This is a genomic window from Kitasatospora sp. NPDC058162, assembly GCF_042884005.1.
Taxonomy (GTDB): Bacteria; Actinomycetota; Actinomycetes; order Streptomycetales; family Streptomycetaceae; genus Kitasatospora.
In genome coordinates this window covers 186,832-203,613 of the sequence record NZ_JBHVUS010000003.1, presented here as the reverse complement: position 1 = coordinate 203,613, position 16,782 = coordinate 186,832, and the positions used below count along the sequence as shown (strand labels likewise).

Annotated in this window: 9 protein-coding genes; 7 read left to right on the top strand and 2 right to left on the bottom strand. The window is 75.6% G+C overall.

Annotated features, from left to right (window positions below; translation table 11 throughout):
- The first annotated feature begins 55 nt into the window (after positions 1-55).
- Together ACFVXG_RS07275 and ACFVXG_RS07270 are read left to right on the top strand one after the other, a co-directional pair.
- Complete coding sequence (locus tag ACFVXG_RS07275; protein ID WP_387925172.1) at positions 56-2,761, top strand: SUKH-4 family immunity protein; 2,706 nt, start codon at positions 56-58, stop codon at positions 2,759-2,761.
- Positions 2,762-3,026: 265 nt separating this feature from the next.
- On the top strand, positions 3,027-4,568 hold the full coding sequence (locus ACFVXG_RS07270; RefSeq protein ID WP_387925170.1) for a hypothetical protein: 1,542 nt from the start codon (positions 3,027-3,029) through the stop codon (positions 4,566-4,568).
- Between the two features lie 167 nt (positions 4,569-4,735).
- On the opposite strand, the gene ACFVXG_RS07265 is transcribed toward ACFVXG_RS07270, so the two are convergent.
- Complete coding sequence (locus ACFVXG_RS07265; protein ID WP_387925168.1) at positions 4,736-5,455, bottom strand: hypothetical protein; 720 nt, start codon at positions 5,453-5,455, stop codon at positions 4,736-4,738.
- 398 nt (positions 5,456-5,853) lie between these two features.
- On the opposite strand from ACFVXG_RS07265, the gene ACFVXG_RS07260 reads away from it, so the two are divergent.
- On the top strand, positions 5,854-6,186 hold the full coding sequence (locus tag ACFVXG_RS07260) for a beta/gamma crystallin domain-containing protein (protein ID WP_387925166.1): 333 nt from the start codon (positions 5,854-5,856) through the stop codon (positions 6,184-6,186).
- A 595-nt stretch (positions 6,187-6,781) separates the two neighbouring features.
- Complete coding sequence (mfd, locus tag ACFVXG_RS07255) at positions 6,782-10,411, top strand: transcription-repair coupling factor (protein WP_387925164.1); 3,630 nt, start codon at positions 6,782-6,784, stop codon at positions 10,409-10,411.
- Between the two features lie 131 nt (positions 10,412-10,542).
- Here mfd and ACFVXG_RS07250 read toward each other — a convergent pair whose 3' ends face one another.
- On the bottom strand, positions 10,543-11,142 hold the full coding sequence (locus ACFVXG_RS07250) for a DUF4352 domain-containing protein (RefSeq protein WP_387925163.1): 600 nt from the start codon (positions 11,140-11,142) through the stop codon (positions 10,543-10,545).
- Between the two features lie 188 nt (positions 11,143-11,330).
- On the opposite strand from ACFVXG_RS07250, the gene ACFVXG_RS07245 reads away from it, so the two are divergent.
- From ACFVXG_RS07245 to ACFVXG_RS07235, 3 genes are all read left to right on the top strand, one after another.
- Positions 11,331-13,502, top strand: coding sequence for an N-6 DNA methylase (locus ACFVXG_RS07245; protein ID WP_387925161.1), 2,172 nt, complete (start codon positions 11,331-11,333; stop codon positions 13,500-13,502).
- 149 nt (positions 13,503-13,651) lie between these two features.
- Entirely contained in the window at positions 13,652-14,260 is a 609-nt protein-coding gene (locus ACFVXG_RS07240; protein ID WP_387925159.1) for a hypothetical protein, read from the top strand.
- Complete coding sequence (locus ACFVXG_RS07235; RefSeq protein WP_387925158.1) at positions 14,257-15,909, top strand: protein kinase; 1,653 nt, start codon at positions 14,257-14,259, stop codon at positions 15,907-15,909. The genes ACFVXG_RS07240 and ACFVXG_RS07235 overlap by 4 nt, the downstream gene beginning before the upstream one ends.
- The last annotated feature ends 873 nt before the right edge of the window (positions 15,910-16,782 follow it).

The following is a 16,782-nucleotide window of genomic DNA, read 5'->3' as shown; positions in this document are numbered from 1 at the left end:
CGGGAACGGCGTTGAGGGAACGAGTGGGGACGACGGGGACAGGGGTGAACCGGGCGTGGTGACGTACGCGCAGGCGCAGGAGCTCGCCGAGGAGTGGATCAACGGCGGGGTGCCGCACGGGCAGCAGCGCGAGGTGCGGGTCCGGGAGTTCGACCTGGGCTTCGTCTGCTGGGCGGTGTCGCCCGCGGACGCGGCGGGCGGGCCCGGCGCCGGTGCCGACGGCGGCGCCGGTGCGGGCGGGGCGCGGCTGGTGATCGCCCGGGACTCGGGCGCCAGCACGCTGTGGCCCGCGCTGCCCGTCAACGAGGTGGTCCGGCAGTTCGAGGAGGTGTACGGGCGGCCGGTCGCGGCCAACCCGGCCGGGGCGGCGAAGCCCGCGCCGGGGCCGGTGGAGGCGACCTCCTTCCTGCTCAGCCCGCCGCAGTGGCTGCAGGAGGCGGGGGCGGCGGCGCTCGCCGCGGAGGCGGAGAAGCTGGGGGGCGCTGCGGCTGCGGCTCCGGCCCCGGCTCCTGTCGAGGCCCCGGCGCCTGCGCCCGTGGCTGCGCCCGCTGACCTGCCGCCCGCGCCGGTGCCGGTCGCGCCCGCGGCGGTGCCGTCCGCGCCGGTTCCGGTGCCGCCGGGGCCCGCGGTGCTGACCGAGCCGCCGGTCTCCGACCGGCCCGCCGGGGACGCGCCGACCATGCTGGCGCCGCCGCCCGGTGAGGACCCGTTCGCCGCCCCGCTGCCCCCGGCCGCGCCGGTGCCGCCGGTCGCCCCGACGCCGCCGGCCGCTCCGGTCGGTGCCGAGGCGGCGACCGTGCTGATGCCCGAGGGCCTGCGCACCTCCGGTTCGGACCTGCCCGAGGCGCCCGCCCCGGCCGGTGCCGAGGCCGCGACCGTGCTGATGCCCCCGGGCAGCGGCGGCTACGGCATGCCGCCGGTCCCGCCGGTCGGTGCCCAGGCCCCGATCGCCCAGGCCTCGCTTGCCCAGACTCCGCATGCCCAGACTCCGGGCGCCCAGCCCGCGGCCGCGGCGCCCGTCGCCCCGCCGGCCCCGGTGCCCGCCCCGGCCGCCGAGCCGGCGCCGACGCTGCTCGCGCCGCCGGGCGCCATGCCGGGCCTGATGGGCCTGCCCGGCGCCCCGGCCCCCGCCCCGCAGGGCGCGCCGGTCGAGCAGGCCCCGACCATGCTGGCCTCGCCCGGCGGGCTGGCCGGCCTGCCCGGCGCCCCCGGTCCGGCCGCGCCGCCCGCCGCCGCGGCCCAGGGCGGTCTCGGCCGCGGCCCGGGTTCGGCTCCGCCGCCGCCCCCGCCGGCCGCGCTGCGCGGTGGTCCGGGCGGCTCGTCCGGTACCGGTGCGCCCGGTGCGGGAGGGCTGGGTCGCAACTCCGGTTCGGCCCCGCCGCCGCCCCCGCCCGCCGGGCTGCGGCAGACCCCGGGCCAGGGCACGCCCGCCGCCGGCCCGGGTGGCCGGTCGGGCGGTTCGACCCCGCCGCCCCCGCCGCCGGCCGGCCTGCGCTCCGGCGACGCCCCGGCCCCCGCGCCGCAGGGCGCGCCCGCCCCGGCCGCCGCCGGGGTGGCGTACGAGGCGACCCAGCTCGCGAGCGCGATCGACCCGGCGCTGCTCGGCGGCCCGGCGGACCCGGGCACCCCGCCGTCCGGCGGCCCCGCCGTCCCGCCGCCGCCCGGTGGCCCGGCGGCTCCGGCCGCGCCCGCGGCCGGGTACGGCTACCCGAACGCGGGTGCCGCGCCCGGCGTCGTCCCGCCGACCCCGGTCACCGGCCCGCCGCCGGGCGCGCCGGTGCCGCCCGGGGTGCCCGCAGTGGGCCCGGGCTACTTCGCCGCGCTCAGCTACCGGGGTCCGGACGGCTCGGAGCAGAAGCTGCTGCACCGCAGCGAGCCCGGCACCCCGCACCCGGAGTGGAAGATCCTCCAGGACCTGCGGCGGCTGAACGTGCCGCCGGAGCAGGTGCTGGAGCTCTACACCGAGCTGGAGTCGTGTGATCTGCCCGGCGGCTACTGCAACCGCATGATCGCGGCCTCCTGGCCGAACGTGCGGCTGACCCACACCGCCCCGTACGGCCGCGACCACGCCTCCCGGCAGGCCGGGATGGCCGAGCTGCTGGACCACCTGGACGAGCTGCACCAGCTGGCCTCCGGGGCCCAGCGGGTCCGCCCGTTCCGGGTTCCGCTGCCCGCGCCGGGGACGGTCCAGGCGCTGCCCCCGCTGCCGCCCCAGGAGCTCGCCCAGGAGCTCGGGACGGCCTTCGGGCAGAACCTGTTCCGCTACGAGCAGCGCGCCGTCTCCCGCCAGGGCGTGCCGGAGCCGGTGTCGCAGACGCTGATGTGGGCCGGGCTGCCGCGCGACTTCGGGCCGTTCTTCTGGGCCCAGGCGCAGGAGGGCCGGCCGATCCCGACGCTGGCCGAGCTGGCCGCCGAGCGCGGGCTGCCGGCGGCGGCGGACTTCGGCGGCTACCTGGTGCTCGGCAACGACTACGGCCGTCAGCTGTGCGTCCAGTACGGCACCGCGAACGTGGTCGCCGTGGATGTCGACGGAACCGGCCAGCCGCCGCGCTTCGTCAACAGCGGTGTACCGGAGTTCGTCCGCGCGCTGGCCCTGCTGGGCCGGATGTGGCGGCTGCGGTACGGGCTGACGCCGGAGCAGGCCGGTCGCTGGACGACCGACTTCCAGGCCCAGCTCGCCGCGATCGACCCGGCGGCCCTGCAGACCACGGACACCTGGTGGGCCGTGCTGCTGGAGCAGTTCTGGGACGGCCTGCTGTAGCGGACCGTCGCGGATCCCCGCAGGTGGGAGGGGTCGTTCCGGTGTCCGGAACGACCCCTTCGGCATGCCCCGGCAGCTGTGCCTCGTTGGGGTTTCGTCCGGATCTGCGCAAAATAGGTCAAGAGGATGGGTCTATTCGTCCCGTCCTCGACGCATTCCGGTCCGCACGACGACCGGATTCGGCCCCGGTGTCCCAACCGGTTCCGGATCCGCCCAGTCCGTCCGATCATGGGCTCCGCAGCCCGCGAAACGAGGGGAAGAGCCCATGAGCGACGCCGTCCCCCAGTACGGCTTCACCCAGGCCCGGCGCGGCTACGCGCCCGAGCAGGTCGACCGGGCGCTGGTCGCCCTGACCGCGCAACGCGACGAGGCCTGGGAACGGCTGAGCGTCCTGGGTGCCGGGATCCGGCAGATGGAGACCAGGCTGGACGCCATCCGCCAGGCCGCCGAGGAGGCCCCGGAACCGGACTACCAGGTGCTCAGCGAGCAGGCCGCCGGACTGGCCGAGATGGCCCGGAACGAGGCCGGCGCCGTGAAGGAGAAGGCCGAGCGCTTCGCCGAGGACCTGCGGGACGAGGTGTACGAGGCGGGGCAGGAGGCCGACCGGGCCGCCAAGGAGTACGCCGCGGCCACCCGTTCCGAGGCCGACGCCGCCGCCCGCCGCACCGACGAGCGCACCCGGGCCGAGGCCGAGGGCATCCGCTCCGACGCCGACGGGGAGAGCCGGGCGGCCCGGGACGGCGCCACCGCCTACGCCGCCAAGGTCCGGGTGGCCGCCGCCGAGGCCGAGGAGCACGCCGAGGCCGAGCTGGCCGCCAAGCGCCGCAAGGCCGACGAGACCTTCGCCGAGGCCCAGGCCAAGGCCGACGCCGAGGACGCGGACGTCTCGGCGACCGCCGAGCGCCGGGTCAAGGAGGCCGAGCAGCACCGGGAGACGGTGCTGAACCGGATCAAGCAGCTGGAGACCGACGCCCAGGCCAAGGCCGACCAGCTGGTCGACAAGGCGCGCCGCGAGGCCGAGAAGATCAACGCGGAGAGCGAGCGCGAGCAGCGCGAGTTCGACGCCCGGCTGGAGACGGTGCAGCAGCACCTGGACCACATCAAGGCCACCCTGGCCTCGCTCACCGGCGCGGCGGTCGGCCAGATCGAGCCCGAGCGGCTGGTCGCGGCCGCCGCCGGGGCGGCCGCCGAGGCCGCGGCGGCCGGTCCGGTGGACGCGGTGGTGGACGCGGTCGCGGATGCGGCGCCGGTCGACTCGGAGGCGGACACCGGGGAGATCCCGCTGCCGGACCTGCGCGGGACCGCGGCGCCGGCCGGCACCCCGGGCGTGGCTGCCGCCGCTGCTCCGGTCGCTGCTCCGGTCGACGGCCCGGCCGATGTCCCGGTCGACGTTCCGGTCGACGTTCCGGCGGACAGTCCGGCCGTCGCCGGGTCCGGCGCGAAGGCCGGGGCGACGGCGGTGCTGCGGCAGCCGGTGGTCGGCGGTGCCGGGGCCGGTTCCCGGGCCCTCGGCGGCAGGGCCGCGGAGGCCAAGGGCGCCGAGGGCGCGGCCGACGGTGCCGCCGACCCGGTGGTGACCGGTCCGGTCGCCCCGGCCGCGGTGCCGCCGAAGCCGGCCGCGCCGCCCGGGCCGGTGGCCGGGCGGGACGGTGCGGCGGCCGCGGCCGGTGCGGGCGCTGCGGAAGGTGCGGCCAGCGTGGAAGGCACGGAGGGCGCCGAGGAGACCCGGATCATCCCGAAGATCATCATCGTGGACGACGGCGTCGGCTACGCGCCCCCGAACACGGTGTCCTACCGCCGCCGCTAGGGCCTCTCTTTCGGATCTTGCCGGGCGCGCGACGCCGGGCATCCCGCCTGGACGCACCGGCGAATCATCCAAGTACGCCCAGTACGAGGACGATCCGCCGGCACGCCCAGCCGGGCGCCCAACGCCGCGCGCTGATCCGCCAAGATCCGAAAGAGAGGCCCTTGCCGTCAGCCACCGGCCTCACCCGCGATCAGGCCGGTGAGCTTCGCGTCCTGGGCCCTGACCGCCTCCTGCTGGGCGGTCAGGGCCTGCGCGTTGCGGTCGATCAGCTGGCGCTGGTAGCCGGCCAGTACGGCGAACCAGAGGCCGGCCAGCCCGGACCGGGCGGTGCAGTCGGCGTCCGCGCGGGCGGCGGCCAGCTCGGCCGGGGTGGCCTCCGGCGTGGTCTGGTACTGGTGCGACAGCTCCTCCGGGGTGGTGGCCGTGAATCCGGCGGCCGTCATGCAGGCGGTCCACCGCCCGGTGGCCGCCACCACCCGGGCGTCCTTGGCGGTGGCCTTCGTCGACTCGTCGAACAGCTGGTCGACCAGTCGGCTGCCCGCGGCGGGCGGCGACCCGATCCGCTCGGCGGCCTGTCGGTCGCAGTCCACCCGGGCGCCGTCGTAGGCCTCGCCGGAGCCGGCCGGGGCGGGGTCCGGCCGGGGGGCCGTCCGCTTGGGCGGGTGGAAGCCCAGGGTCGCGGCGGCCTGGGGGCCGAGGTAGCCCCAGGGGCCGGCCGGTAGCGCGGTCGCGTTGTCCGGCGGCTGCGCGGCCTGCAGTCCGTCCCCGGTGAACGCGGAGAAACCGGCCCGGTGCATGCACCCGACGATCAGCGCGTTCCGGGCCTGGATCTCCTTGACCGAGGACCGGTCGTCGGCCTGATAAGCGGAGAGCGGAAGTCCGGTCAATCCGCCCCGACCGGATTCCGGAGCGGCCGTCGAACCGAGCTCCGGCGGGGTCGGCGCGGATTCCGCGGAGCCCTTCCCGGAGTTGTCCGAACAACCCGCGGACAATACCGACAGAACGGCCGTGAGGGTGAGGGCGGTGAATCGTCCGAATTGGGCGGGACGTGCCAAGCTTCTGCTCCGATCCTCAAGCGCGGCAAGCGTGTTGGGACCATAGCTCATTTCGTCCGGGTACGTTCCCCGGGCGCTGGGCGAAGACCGGCTTGGCTGGAAAACAGCTGTGCCGTGCAGGCCCGCCATGCAAATCTCGGGAACCCAGCCGCTATCGATGGAGGGGTTACATGAATCGCCGCACTAATCCCCGATCCGCGCTCCGGAACAGAAATGGCAAGGCCCGTCGCATGGGTGTTCTGGCGGTTCTGACGGCCGCCGCCGCGACCCTGCTGCCGACGACCGCGGCCCGGGCCGTCGACCGGGTCGACTGCGGGAACCGGGACGATTTCGCGAAGGTCTGGAACTACGGCTACAGCGGGCAGCTCTGCTTCGCCAACGACGGCTGGATGTCCCTGCGCGTCTACAACGTGGACCGGATCGACGCGGGCAACAACAAGGTCATCACCTACCTGGGCGGCGGGCTCGGCTCCTGGACCGTCTTCACCTGGGAGCGCTACGACTTCAACGCCAGCCAGGGGCACCAGGTGATGATGTACGACATCAACCTGTCCCGCTGGTAGGCCCGGGCGCCGGCTCCGGGCGGGTGCGGACGTCCGGGGCGGCGGAGCACCGGCGCGCGAAAGCGAAGAGGCCGAGACCCGTGGCGCCCTCCAGGAAAGGGCGCCACGGTTCCCGGCGCTTGGGCGGGCGCCCCCACCCAGGGTCGCCCGGCCTCGCACCTCCGACCCCCATCGGGGGTGCGACAGTGCCGCCACAGCCATCCCCCACGGTTGGGTGCGGCGGGCACATTCACCATGGTGCGCGATCTCCATGGACGGCCAGTGACAGGAGTATGTCCAGTTCGTGGCGGATGCGGAGCCCGGTCCGGACCGGCGCCCGAGCGGTTCGCCCACCGGCCCGTCCGGTGTTCCGTCCAGTGGTTCGTCCGCGGTCGTGCTCCCGGCCGCGCGACGCGTACGGCCGCCGGTTCGTCCCCGCGCGGTCCGTCGCCCGGGCGGCGCGGCCCCGCCCGGCTCGTACGCCGCGTGCCCGTCGGTGCCGCGGCGTAGGCTGGAGACCCCCGGCCGCTCGGCGCGCCGGGCCGTTCGCGTTGCCCCGGCGGGCTGCCCGCCGCCCGGAGGCAGCACCAGCCACGGCACGAAGAAGAGACCCCAGATGAGTCTGACCGGACTGCTCGATGTCGTCGCGCGGGACGCGGCGCTCGCCGAGGCCATCGAGGCGGCCACCGCCACCGGAGCCGCGGCCGGCGGCCGCCGCCACCTGGACCTGGTCGGACCGCCCGCCGCCCGGCCGTTCGCCGTCGCCGCGCTGGCCCGCGCCCTGGCCGGTCAGGCGGCCGGCGAGCGGGGCCGCCCGGTGCTGGCCGTCACCGCGACCGGCCGGGAGGCCGAGGACCTGGCCGCCTCGCTGCGTTCGCTGCTGCCCGCCGACGCGGTCGCCGAGTACCCCGCCTGGGAGACCCTGCCGCACGAGCGACTGTCGCCCCGCTCGGACACCGTCGGCCGCCGGCTGGCCGTGCTGCGCCGGATCGTGCACCCGCGGGCGGACGACCCGGCGGCCGGGCCCGTGCAGGTGATCGTCGCCCCGGTCCGTTCGGTGCTGCAGCCGCAGGTGAAGGGGCTGGCCGAGCTGGAGCCGGTGGCCGTTCAGCGCGGTGAGTCGCACGACCTGGAGGAGGTGGCCCGCCGGCTCGCCGCGGCCGCCTACGCGCGGGTCGAACTGGTCGAGAAGCGCGGCGAGTTCGCCGTCCGCGGCGGCATCCTGGACGTCTTCCCGCCGACCGAGGAACACCCGCTGCGGGTGGAGTTCTGGGGCGACGACGTCGAGGAGATCCGCTACTTCAAGGTCGCCGACCAGCGCTCGTTGGAGATCGCCGAGCACGGACTGTGGGCGCCGCCCTGCCGGGAGCTGCTGCTGACCGACGCGGTGCGCGCCCGGGCCGCCGAACTGGCCGTCCAGCAGCCCGGGTTGGCCGAGATCCTGGACAAGATCGCGGAGGGCATCGCGGTCGAGGGCATGGAGTCGCTGGCCCCCGTGCTGGTGGACGACATGGAGCTGCTGCTCGACGTGCTGCCGCTCGGTTCGGTCACCGTGGTCTGCGACCCGGAGCGGGTCCGGACCAGGGCCGCCGACCTGGTGGCCACCAGCCAGGAGTTCCTCCAGGCCTCCTGGGTGGCCGCGGCGGCCGGCGGCGACCGGCCGATCGACCTGGAGGCCATCGACGTCTCCGCCGCCTCGCTGCGCTCGCTCGCCGAGGTGCGCGAGCACGCCGACGAGATCGGGCTGCCCTGGTGGTCCGTCAGCCCGTTCGCGACCAGCGAGTCGACGGTCGACGGCATGCTGGAGTTCGACGTCAACACGCTGACCCTCGGCATGCACGCCGTCGAGGCCTACCGGGGCGACACCGCCCGGGCGATCGCCGACGCCAAGGAGCGGCTGGCCGCCGACTGGCGGGTCGTCATGGTGACGGAGGGCCACGGCCCAGCCTCCCGCCTGGCCGAGGTGCTCGGCAACGAGGGCATCCCGGCCCGGCTGGTCGCCGACCTCGCCGAGGCGCCCACCCGGGACGTCGTCTACGTCTCCTGCGGCTCCATCGAGCACGGCTTCGTCGACGAGGACCTGAAGCTCACCGTCATCACCGAGACCGACCTGTCCGGCCAGAAGTCCTCCACCAAGGACATGCGCCGGATGCCCTCCCGGCGCCGCAACGCGATCGACCCGCTGGCCCTGGCCGCCGGCGACTACGTCGTGCACGAGGCGCACGGCGTCGGCCGGTACGTCGAGATGGTGCAGCGCACCGTCCAGGGCGCCACCCGCGAGTACCTGGTGCTGGAGTACGCCCCCGCCAAGCGCGGCCACCCCGGCGACCGGCTGTTCGTGCCGACCGACCAGCTCGACCAGGTCACCAAGTACGTCGGCGGCGAAGCCCCGACGCTGCACCGGCTCGGCGGCGCGGACTGGGCGAAGACCAAGCAGCGGGCCAAGAAGGCGGTCAAGGAGATCGCCGCCGACCTGATCAAGCTGTACTCGGCGCGGATGGCCGCGCCCGGCCACACCTTCGGCCCGGACACCCCGTGGCAGCGCGAGCTGGAGGACGCCTTCCCGTACGCGGAGACGCCGGACCAGCTGACCACCATCGCCGAGGTCAAGTCGGACATGGAGAAGTCCGTCCCGATGGACCGGCTGATCTGCGGCGACGTCGGCTACGGCAAGACCGAGATCGCCGTGCGGGCCGCGTTCAAGGCGGTGCAGGACGGCAAGCAGGTCGCGGTGCTGGTGCCGACCACCCTGCTGGTGCAGCAGCACTTCTCCACCTTCGCCGAGCGGTACGCCAACTTCCCGGTCACCGTGAAGGCGCTGTCCCGCTTCCAGACCGACAGCGAGGCCAAGGCCGTCCTGGAGGGGCTGTTCGAGGGCTCGGTGGACGTCGTCATCGGCACCCACCGGCTGTTCTCCTCCGAGACCAGGTTCAAGGACCTCGGCCTGGTCATCGTCGACGAGGAGCAGCGCTTCGGCGTCGAGCACAAGGAGCAGCTGAAGAAGCTGCGCGCCAACGTGGACGTGCTCACCATGTCCGCGACGCCGATCCCGCGCACCCTGGAGATGGCCGTCACCGGCATCCGCGAGATGTCCACCATCACCACCCCGCCGGAGGAGCGGCACCCGGTTCTGACCTTCGTCGGGCCGTACGACGAGAAGCAGATCTCGGCCGCGATCCGGCGCGAACTCCTGCGCGAGGGCCAGGTGTTCTACATCCACAACCGGGTCGAGTCGATCGACAAGGCGGCCGCCCGACTGAAGGACCTGGTGCCCGAGGCGCGGATCGCCACCGCGCACGGGCAGATGGGGGAGACCCAGCTGGAGAAGGTCGTCGTCGACTTCTGGGAGAAGGAGTTCGACGTCCTGGTGTCGACCACGATCGTGGAGTCCGGCATCGACATCTCCAACGCCAACACCCTGATCGTCGAGCGCGGCGACACCTTCGGCCTCTCCCAGCTGCACCAGCTGCGCGGCCGGGTCGGGCGAGGGCGCGAGCGCGGCTACGCGTACATGCTGTACCCGCCGGAGAAGCCGCTCACCGAGACGGCCCACGAGCGGCTGGCCACCATCGCCCAGCACACCGAGATGGGCGCCGGCATGTACGTCGCCATGAAGGACCTGGAGATCCGCGGCGCCGGCAACCTGCTCGGCGGCGAGCAGTCCGGGCACATCGCGGGCGTCGGCTTCGACCTCTACATGCGGATGGTCGGCGAGGCGGTGGCCGAGTTCCGCGAGTCGCTGGCGAACGGCGGCGAGCCGGAGGAGGAGCCGCTGGAGGTGAAGATCGAGCTGCCGGTCGACGCCCACGTGCCGCACGACTACGCGCCCGGCGAGCGGCTGCGGCTGCAGGCCTACCGCTCGATCGCGGCGGTCAACTCGGAGGAGGACATCCAGCAGGTCCGGGACGAGCTGGTGGACCGCTACGGGAAGCTGCCCGAGCCGGTGGAGAACCTGCTGATGGTCGCCGGGCTGCGGCTGTTCGCCCGCCGCTGCGGGATCTCGGACATCACGCTGCAGGGCTCGAACGTCCGCTTCGGTCCGGTGGAGCTGCGGGAGTCCCAGCAGCTGCGGCTGAACCGGCTCTACCCGCGCAGCCAGGTCAAGGCGGCGGCCCAGCAGTTGCTGGTGCCGCGGCCGAGCACCGGCCGGATCGGCGGCAAGCCTCTGGTCGGGCGGGAGCTGCTCGGCTGGTGCACCGAGTTCCTGTCGGCGATGTTCGACGACCTGGCGGGGGCGAAGAAGTAGCACCTGCCGGTCGGCGGACGGTCTGCGTCGGCCGGCGTTCACGGCGGCGGTGGTTCACGGCGGTCTCGGGCTCTGCCCGGGGCCGCCGTTCTGCTTGTGCACGGTGCGCCTTGTGCACGGTGCGCCCAGGGTCAGCCGATCTTCCACTGGCCGGTCTGCGGGGCGAAGCCGTTGTCCAGGGCGAACTGGACCTTGTCGAGCTTGGTGCCGTCCGGGACCTCGAAGGTGACGAAGCCCTTGCCGGTCTCGCCGGGAGCGATGTTGGTGGGGGTCTGGAAGGACGGGCCGGCCTTGGTGTCCTCCAGGTTCGGGCCGTAGGCCTGGCCCTGGGTGTCCACGACCTTGGCGCTGCTGGCCGGGACCTCGCCGTACGCCTGGGCGCCGGTGGCCTTGATCTGGAACTGCACCGCCACGTAGTGCTTGCCCTCGGCCGGCTTGAGGTACTCGCTGGCGCTCTCGGCCGGGTCGACCACCTTCACCGCGGTGACGTCGGCGGTGTTGCCCTTGTCCGTGCCCTTGAGCGCGATGGTGTCGCCGATCTTGGCCGGGGCCTTGGGGGCGTCGGCGGCCTTGGCGGCCCCCGTGGTGGCGGCCGCGGTCTGCTTCGCCTCGGTCGAGACGGAGGCGCCGCCGGTGGAGTTGCAGGCGGTCGCGGTGAGGGCGACCAGTGCGGCGCCCAGGAGCAGGGCGGCGGTGCGGCGAGTGGTGGTGCGGCGGGCGGTGGCGGACATGGCTGTTCTCCCGTGCTCGGTGGTCTTCCTGGGCGTCGCCCCCGTCCGGTGGCGACGAAGAGATCACACCACTCGGGCGTGAACCATGTCAACGGCATTTCACAAAAGAGCTCTGTTCACATGTGAACTCCGAATAGGACCCTCCTCGCTATGCTGTGCGGTCACAGCCCTGCCGAAGGAGCCCTCCCGTGCCGGACCGCCCCGAAGTGACCGCCGTCGAGATCGCCCGGCTGGCCGGCGTCGGCCGGGCCGCGGTCAGCAACTGGCGCCGCCGCCACGCCGACTTCCCCCGCCCGGTCGGCGGCACCGACGCCAGCCCGACCTTCGCCCTCGACGAGGTCGGGTCCTGGCTGCGCGCCCAGGGCAAGATCGCCGAACTCCCGCTGCTGGAGCGGGTCTGGCAGCTCGTCGACACCCTGCGCGACCCGGCCGGCCACCCCGCCGCCCCGCTGGTCGAGGCCGGCGCCGTGCTCCTGCTGCTGCACCGCGCCCCCGGGCACTGGGCCGACCTCGCCGACCAGCCCGACAGCCGGCTCGCCACCGCGCTGCCCCGCGCCGTCGCCGACACCGCCGTCCACGCCTTCGGCCCGGACGGCCCGCGCGAGCTGCGGCTGCCCGTCCTGCTCGGCAGCACCCAGCTGGACCTCGCCCGACTGCTCGCCGCCCTCGCGGCCGAGTCCGGGCCGACGGCCGCGTACGAGCAACTGCTCACCCGGCACGCCGAGGCCAACACCCGCCAGTTGAGCCCGACCCCGCCGGAGGCCGCCGAACTGCTCGCCGCCGTCGCCGGAGTCCCCGCCACCGTGCTGGACCCGGCCGTCGGCCTCGGCGCCGTGCTGCTCGCCCACCCGCCGACCACCGGCCGCTACGGCCAGGACGCGGACCCGGTCGCGGCCGCCCTCGCCCGGCTCCGGCTCGCCCTGCACACCCCCGCCGACGAACCCGGCCCGCTCCCGCTGGACCTGCGCACCGGCGACGCCCTGCGCGCCGACGGCTACCCCGGGGACACCTTCGACGCGGTGCTCTGCCAGCCCCCGTACAACGAACGCGACTGGGGCCACGACGAGTTGCAGTTCGATACCCGCTGGCCCGGCGGCCTCGTCCCGCCGCGCGGCGAGTCCGAACTGGCCTGGGTGCTGCACTGCCTGGCCCACACCCGCCCCGGCGGCCTCGCCGCCCTGCTCCTCCCGCCGACCGTCGCCTCCCGCCGGGCCGGCCGCCGGATCCGGGCCGAGCTGCTCCGCACCGGCGCCCTGCGCGCCGTCATCGCCCTGCCCGCCGGGGCCGCCCCGCCGTACGGCGTCCCGCTGCACCTGTGGGTGCTGCGCGCCCCCAGGCCGGGCGACGACTTCCGGCAGGTCCTGCTGGTCGACGCCGGGGCGGCGCCGACCGGGTCGTCGGTCGGGGCGCCGGGCCCGGCGGCCGCGGAGGGCGGCCGGGACAAGGTGGACTGGCCCGAGCTGCGCCGGACCGTCCTGGACTCCTGGCGCGGGTTCGACCTCGCCGCCCGGGAGGGCCTGCCCGTCCCCGCCGACCGGGCCGGCGTCCACCGGACCATGGCCGCCATCGACCTGCTGGACGACGAGACCGACCTCTCCCCGGCCCGGCACGTCCCGCCCGGCGTCCGGCTCGGCGGGGTGGCCGAACTCTCGCACCTCGGCGCCCGGTTGGCCGAGCTGCTGGCCGAGCTGGCCGACCCGCTCACGCTGCTCCCGGGGGCCGGCGGGCAAACGGCCGCCGGCGCGGCGCCGGCCGGCCTGGTCACCGTGGGCGAGCTGGTCCGCAGCGGCGCGCTGGAGGTGTACTCCTCCGGCACCGGCACCGCCACCCGTCCGGCGGGCGGTGCCCCGGGCGGCGTCCCGGTGATCACCGACCAGGACCTCGCCACCGGGGCCCTGCCCGGTGCCGTCCTCGCCACGGCCTCCGGCGCCGGGGGAACCGGGGTGGCGGGGGAGGTCCGGACCAGGCCGGGCGACGTCCTGGTCCCCGCCCTCGGCGGCGGCGCCGCCCTGGTCGTCCCCGCCGAAGGCCCGCTGGTCGGCGCGGCCCTCGGCCGCCAGCTCCACCTGCTGCGGCCCGACCCGGCCGCGCTCGACCCGGAGTTCCTGGCCGGCCAGTTCCGCTCCACCGCGGGCACCCGGCGCGCCGCCAGCCACGCCACCACCACCGCCCGCCTCGACATCCGCCGCGTCGAACTGCCCCGCCTCCCGCTCCCCGCCCAACAGCGCCTCGGCGCGGCCTTCGCCCGCCTCGCCGCCTTCGACACCGCCCTCACCCGGGCCGCCGCCCTCGGCCACACCCTCGCCCGGGCCGCGACGGACGCGCTGGCGACGGGCGCCATGGCGCCGCCGGAGGACTGACACCGGTTCAATACCGCTCCGGCATCGGCCCGGTGTCGGAGCGGCAGCGAGCGGACCGAAGGCCTCCGGCGCCGCCGGGCCGGGCGGTACCGTGTGCTGGGCCGTCCGCGCGACGGTCGGCGCCGGTTCCCTCCAGCTCAGGAGCACACATGTCAGGGCAGCACCCCGGGCCGTACGGACCGACGCCCGGTGGCCCGCCGTACCGCCCGGCCCCGATCCCGGGCCGGTTCGGGGTGCCCGCCCGGGTGGTGTGCGCGCTCGTCCCGCTGCTGTCCTTCGGGCTGCTCGGCGTCGTCCCGTCGCTGCTGCTGGCCGTCCGGCGCCGACGGGCCTACGACATCCTCGGCGCGGTGGTGTACTGCGGGCTGCTGCTGACGCTCTTCGTCTCCCTCGGGATCGCGGGCACCCTCAACGACCCGACCGCCGACTTCACCGGCTCGATCACCCTCGCCGTGCTGTGGCTGACGCCGACCCTGCACTTCCTGGCCCTGGACAGTCGCACGGTCTGGGAGTCCCGCCCCCTACCCGTAGCCCCGCAGGCCGTCGTCCCCTCGTACGGGCCGCCGGTCGGCCCGCCGTACGCACCGCAGGCCGCCGCGCCGTACGCGCCCACCGCGCCCGGGTACGGCGCCCCGGCGCCGGTTCCGGCCCCGAATCCGATCCCCGCCCCGGCCCCCGCGCCAGCCGTCGAGACCTCCCACGACCTGCGCGAACTCGGTGAACTGCTGCGCCGCCAGGCCCGCGAGGGCGGCTCGTGACCGCCACCAGGCTGATCGCCGGCCGCTACCGGCTCGCCGAGAAGATCGGCCACGGCGGCATGGGCCAGGTCTGGGCCGGCCAGGACGAACGGCTGCACCGCGAGGTCGCCGTCAAACTGCTCCGCCCCGAACACCTGCTGCCCGGCGGCTCCGGCAGCGGGTTCGGCACCGGCGCCACGAGCACCGAACGGCGCCGCCACGGCGACGAGTTGAGCCGCCGCTTCCTGCGCGAGTGCCGGGTGACGGCCGCGCTCGACCACCCCGGGCTGGTCACCGTCTTCGACGCGGGCGAGGACGAGGGCGAGCTCTACCTCGTCATGCAGCGCGTCCCCGGCATCAGCCTCGCCGACCTGATCGCCGAGGACGCGCCCTTCCCGGTCGAGCGCGCGGTGGCCGTCGCCGCCCAACTCTGCGGGGCGCTGGCGGCCGTCCACGCCATCCCGGTGGTCCACCGTGACCTCAAGCCGAGCAACGTCATGGTCCGCGCCGACGGCCGCACCGTGCTCCTCGACCTCGGCATCGCCACCGCCCTCGACACCGAGACCACCCGCCTGACCCTCACCGGCGTGCCCATCGGCAGCCCCGCCTACATGGCCCCCGAACAGGCCCTCGCCGCCACCGCCGACCCGCGCAGCGACCTCTACTCGCTGGGCTGCCTGCTGCACGAGATGCTCTCCGGCGAGGAACCCTTCCGGGCGCCCACCGCGCTCGGCCTCCTGCGCCGCCACGTCGACGAACCGCCCGTCCCGCTGCGGGAGTTGCGCCCCGAAGTGCCGCAGCCGCTGGAACGACTGGTCCTCGACCTCCTCGCCAAGCAGCCCGCCGACCGCCCCGCCGACGCCCAGACCGTGTACGCGCGGCTGCTCCCGCTGCTGCCCGCGGCCGAACAGGCGCCGCAGCCCCGCCTCACGCCCCTGCCCGACCCCGCGCGCCCCTTCCGCTACCCGCACCAGCCGCAGCCGCAGCCGCAGCCACCGACCGTGGCGGCGGCGGTCCGGTCGGAGCCCAGGCCGTTCCTCATACCGCCCGCCCCACCGGCACCCCCCGCCGTCCCCGCCGGCCCGGACCTCGGCGCGGAGTGCGCCCGCCTCTCCGACCTGGTCGACGCCGGACGCCACCCGGAGGTCCTCGGCCTGGCCGCCCACCTCCTGCCCCGCGCCGAGGCCGAACTCGGCGAGCACGCGCCCCTCGTGCGCACCATCCGCTCCATCTACGCCCGCACCCTCCTCCACGAGGGCCACCCCGGACAGGCCCTCCCCGAGTACCGGCGCCTCGCCGCCACCGCGGACGGCGGCCCACACGGCCCCCAGGGCCTCGACCACCGCTACCGCGCAGCCCTCTGCCTCGACCGCCTCGGCCACGGCCCCGAAGCCCTCGCCGAGTTCCAGGCCCTGCTCGCCGCCCACACCGCCCGCCTCGAATCCGGCCTCGACACCGACCCCGAGCGCGCCTACGACCTCCGCGAACGCATCGGCCTCCACCTCGCCGCCACCGGAGACCCCCAGAACGCCTGGCACTGGCTCCTCCAACTCCTCCTCGAACGCGAACGCCGCGACGGCCCCCACCACCCCGCCGTCCGCCGCCTCCGCGAATCCCTCACCACCCTCCACCCCCACCACTCCACCCCCTGGCCCCCCACCCACACCTAGCCACCCCCCGGCCCCCGCTGCCGCCGACGGAATCGACTTCCTACGCCCCCCAGCACGCCCGGGCCCCCGCCGCGCCGGAGCGGAAAGTCGGCGGACCCGACATCCTGCGCCGATCCCACCCGCCGTCCACTCGGCAGGCCTGCCATCCCGCGCGGAGGTGGCCCACGCGCCCGGGCCCCCGCCGCCCCGGAGTGGAAAGCCGGCGGGGTCGACTTCCTGCGCCGATCCCACTCGCCGTCTACTCGGCAGGCCTGCCATCCCGCACGGGGTCGGCCCGCATGCTTGGGCCCCGATGGCGCATCCCCGCCGGGCCGGAGTGGAAAGTCGGCGGGGCCGACTTCCTGCGCCGGGAGTGCAGTCGGCGATCGGTCTGCCGTTCGTTCGGCAGGCCTGACATCCTGCGCGGGAGCGGTTAGCGCTTTTGGGCCCTACTAGCGCGTTCCCGGCCGGAGTGGAAAGTCGGCGGGGCCAACTTTCCTGCTCCAGGGTGGGCGAGCCCTGTTGCTGCAAGTCGGATCCACTACTGCCGCAGCCGGAGTGGGAGCTCGACGGCGTCGGCTTCCCACGTCTGGGCCGGGTGCTGCTGCCGGTCTGGGCCGTATCTCCACCGTGATGCCACCCGTCGAGCCCCGGCTGGGGTGAATAGTCGGCGGGGTCGACTTCCTGTTCCGGGAGTGTGGTTGGCGATCCCATCTGCCATCCGTTCGGCGGGCCTGTCGTCCCGCGCGGGGGTGGCCCGCGCGCTGGGCCCCGACGGCGCGTCCTCGCCGAGCCGGAGTGGAAAGTCGGCGGGGCCGACTTCCTGAGCCGGGGGGGGGGGGGGGGGGGGCCCGCGATGCCGCCCCCCCCCCCCGGGGCGGGGCGGGGCAGGCC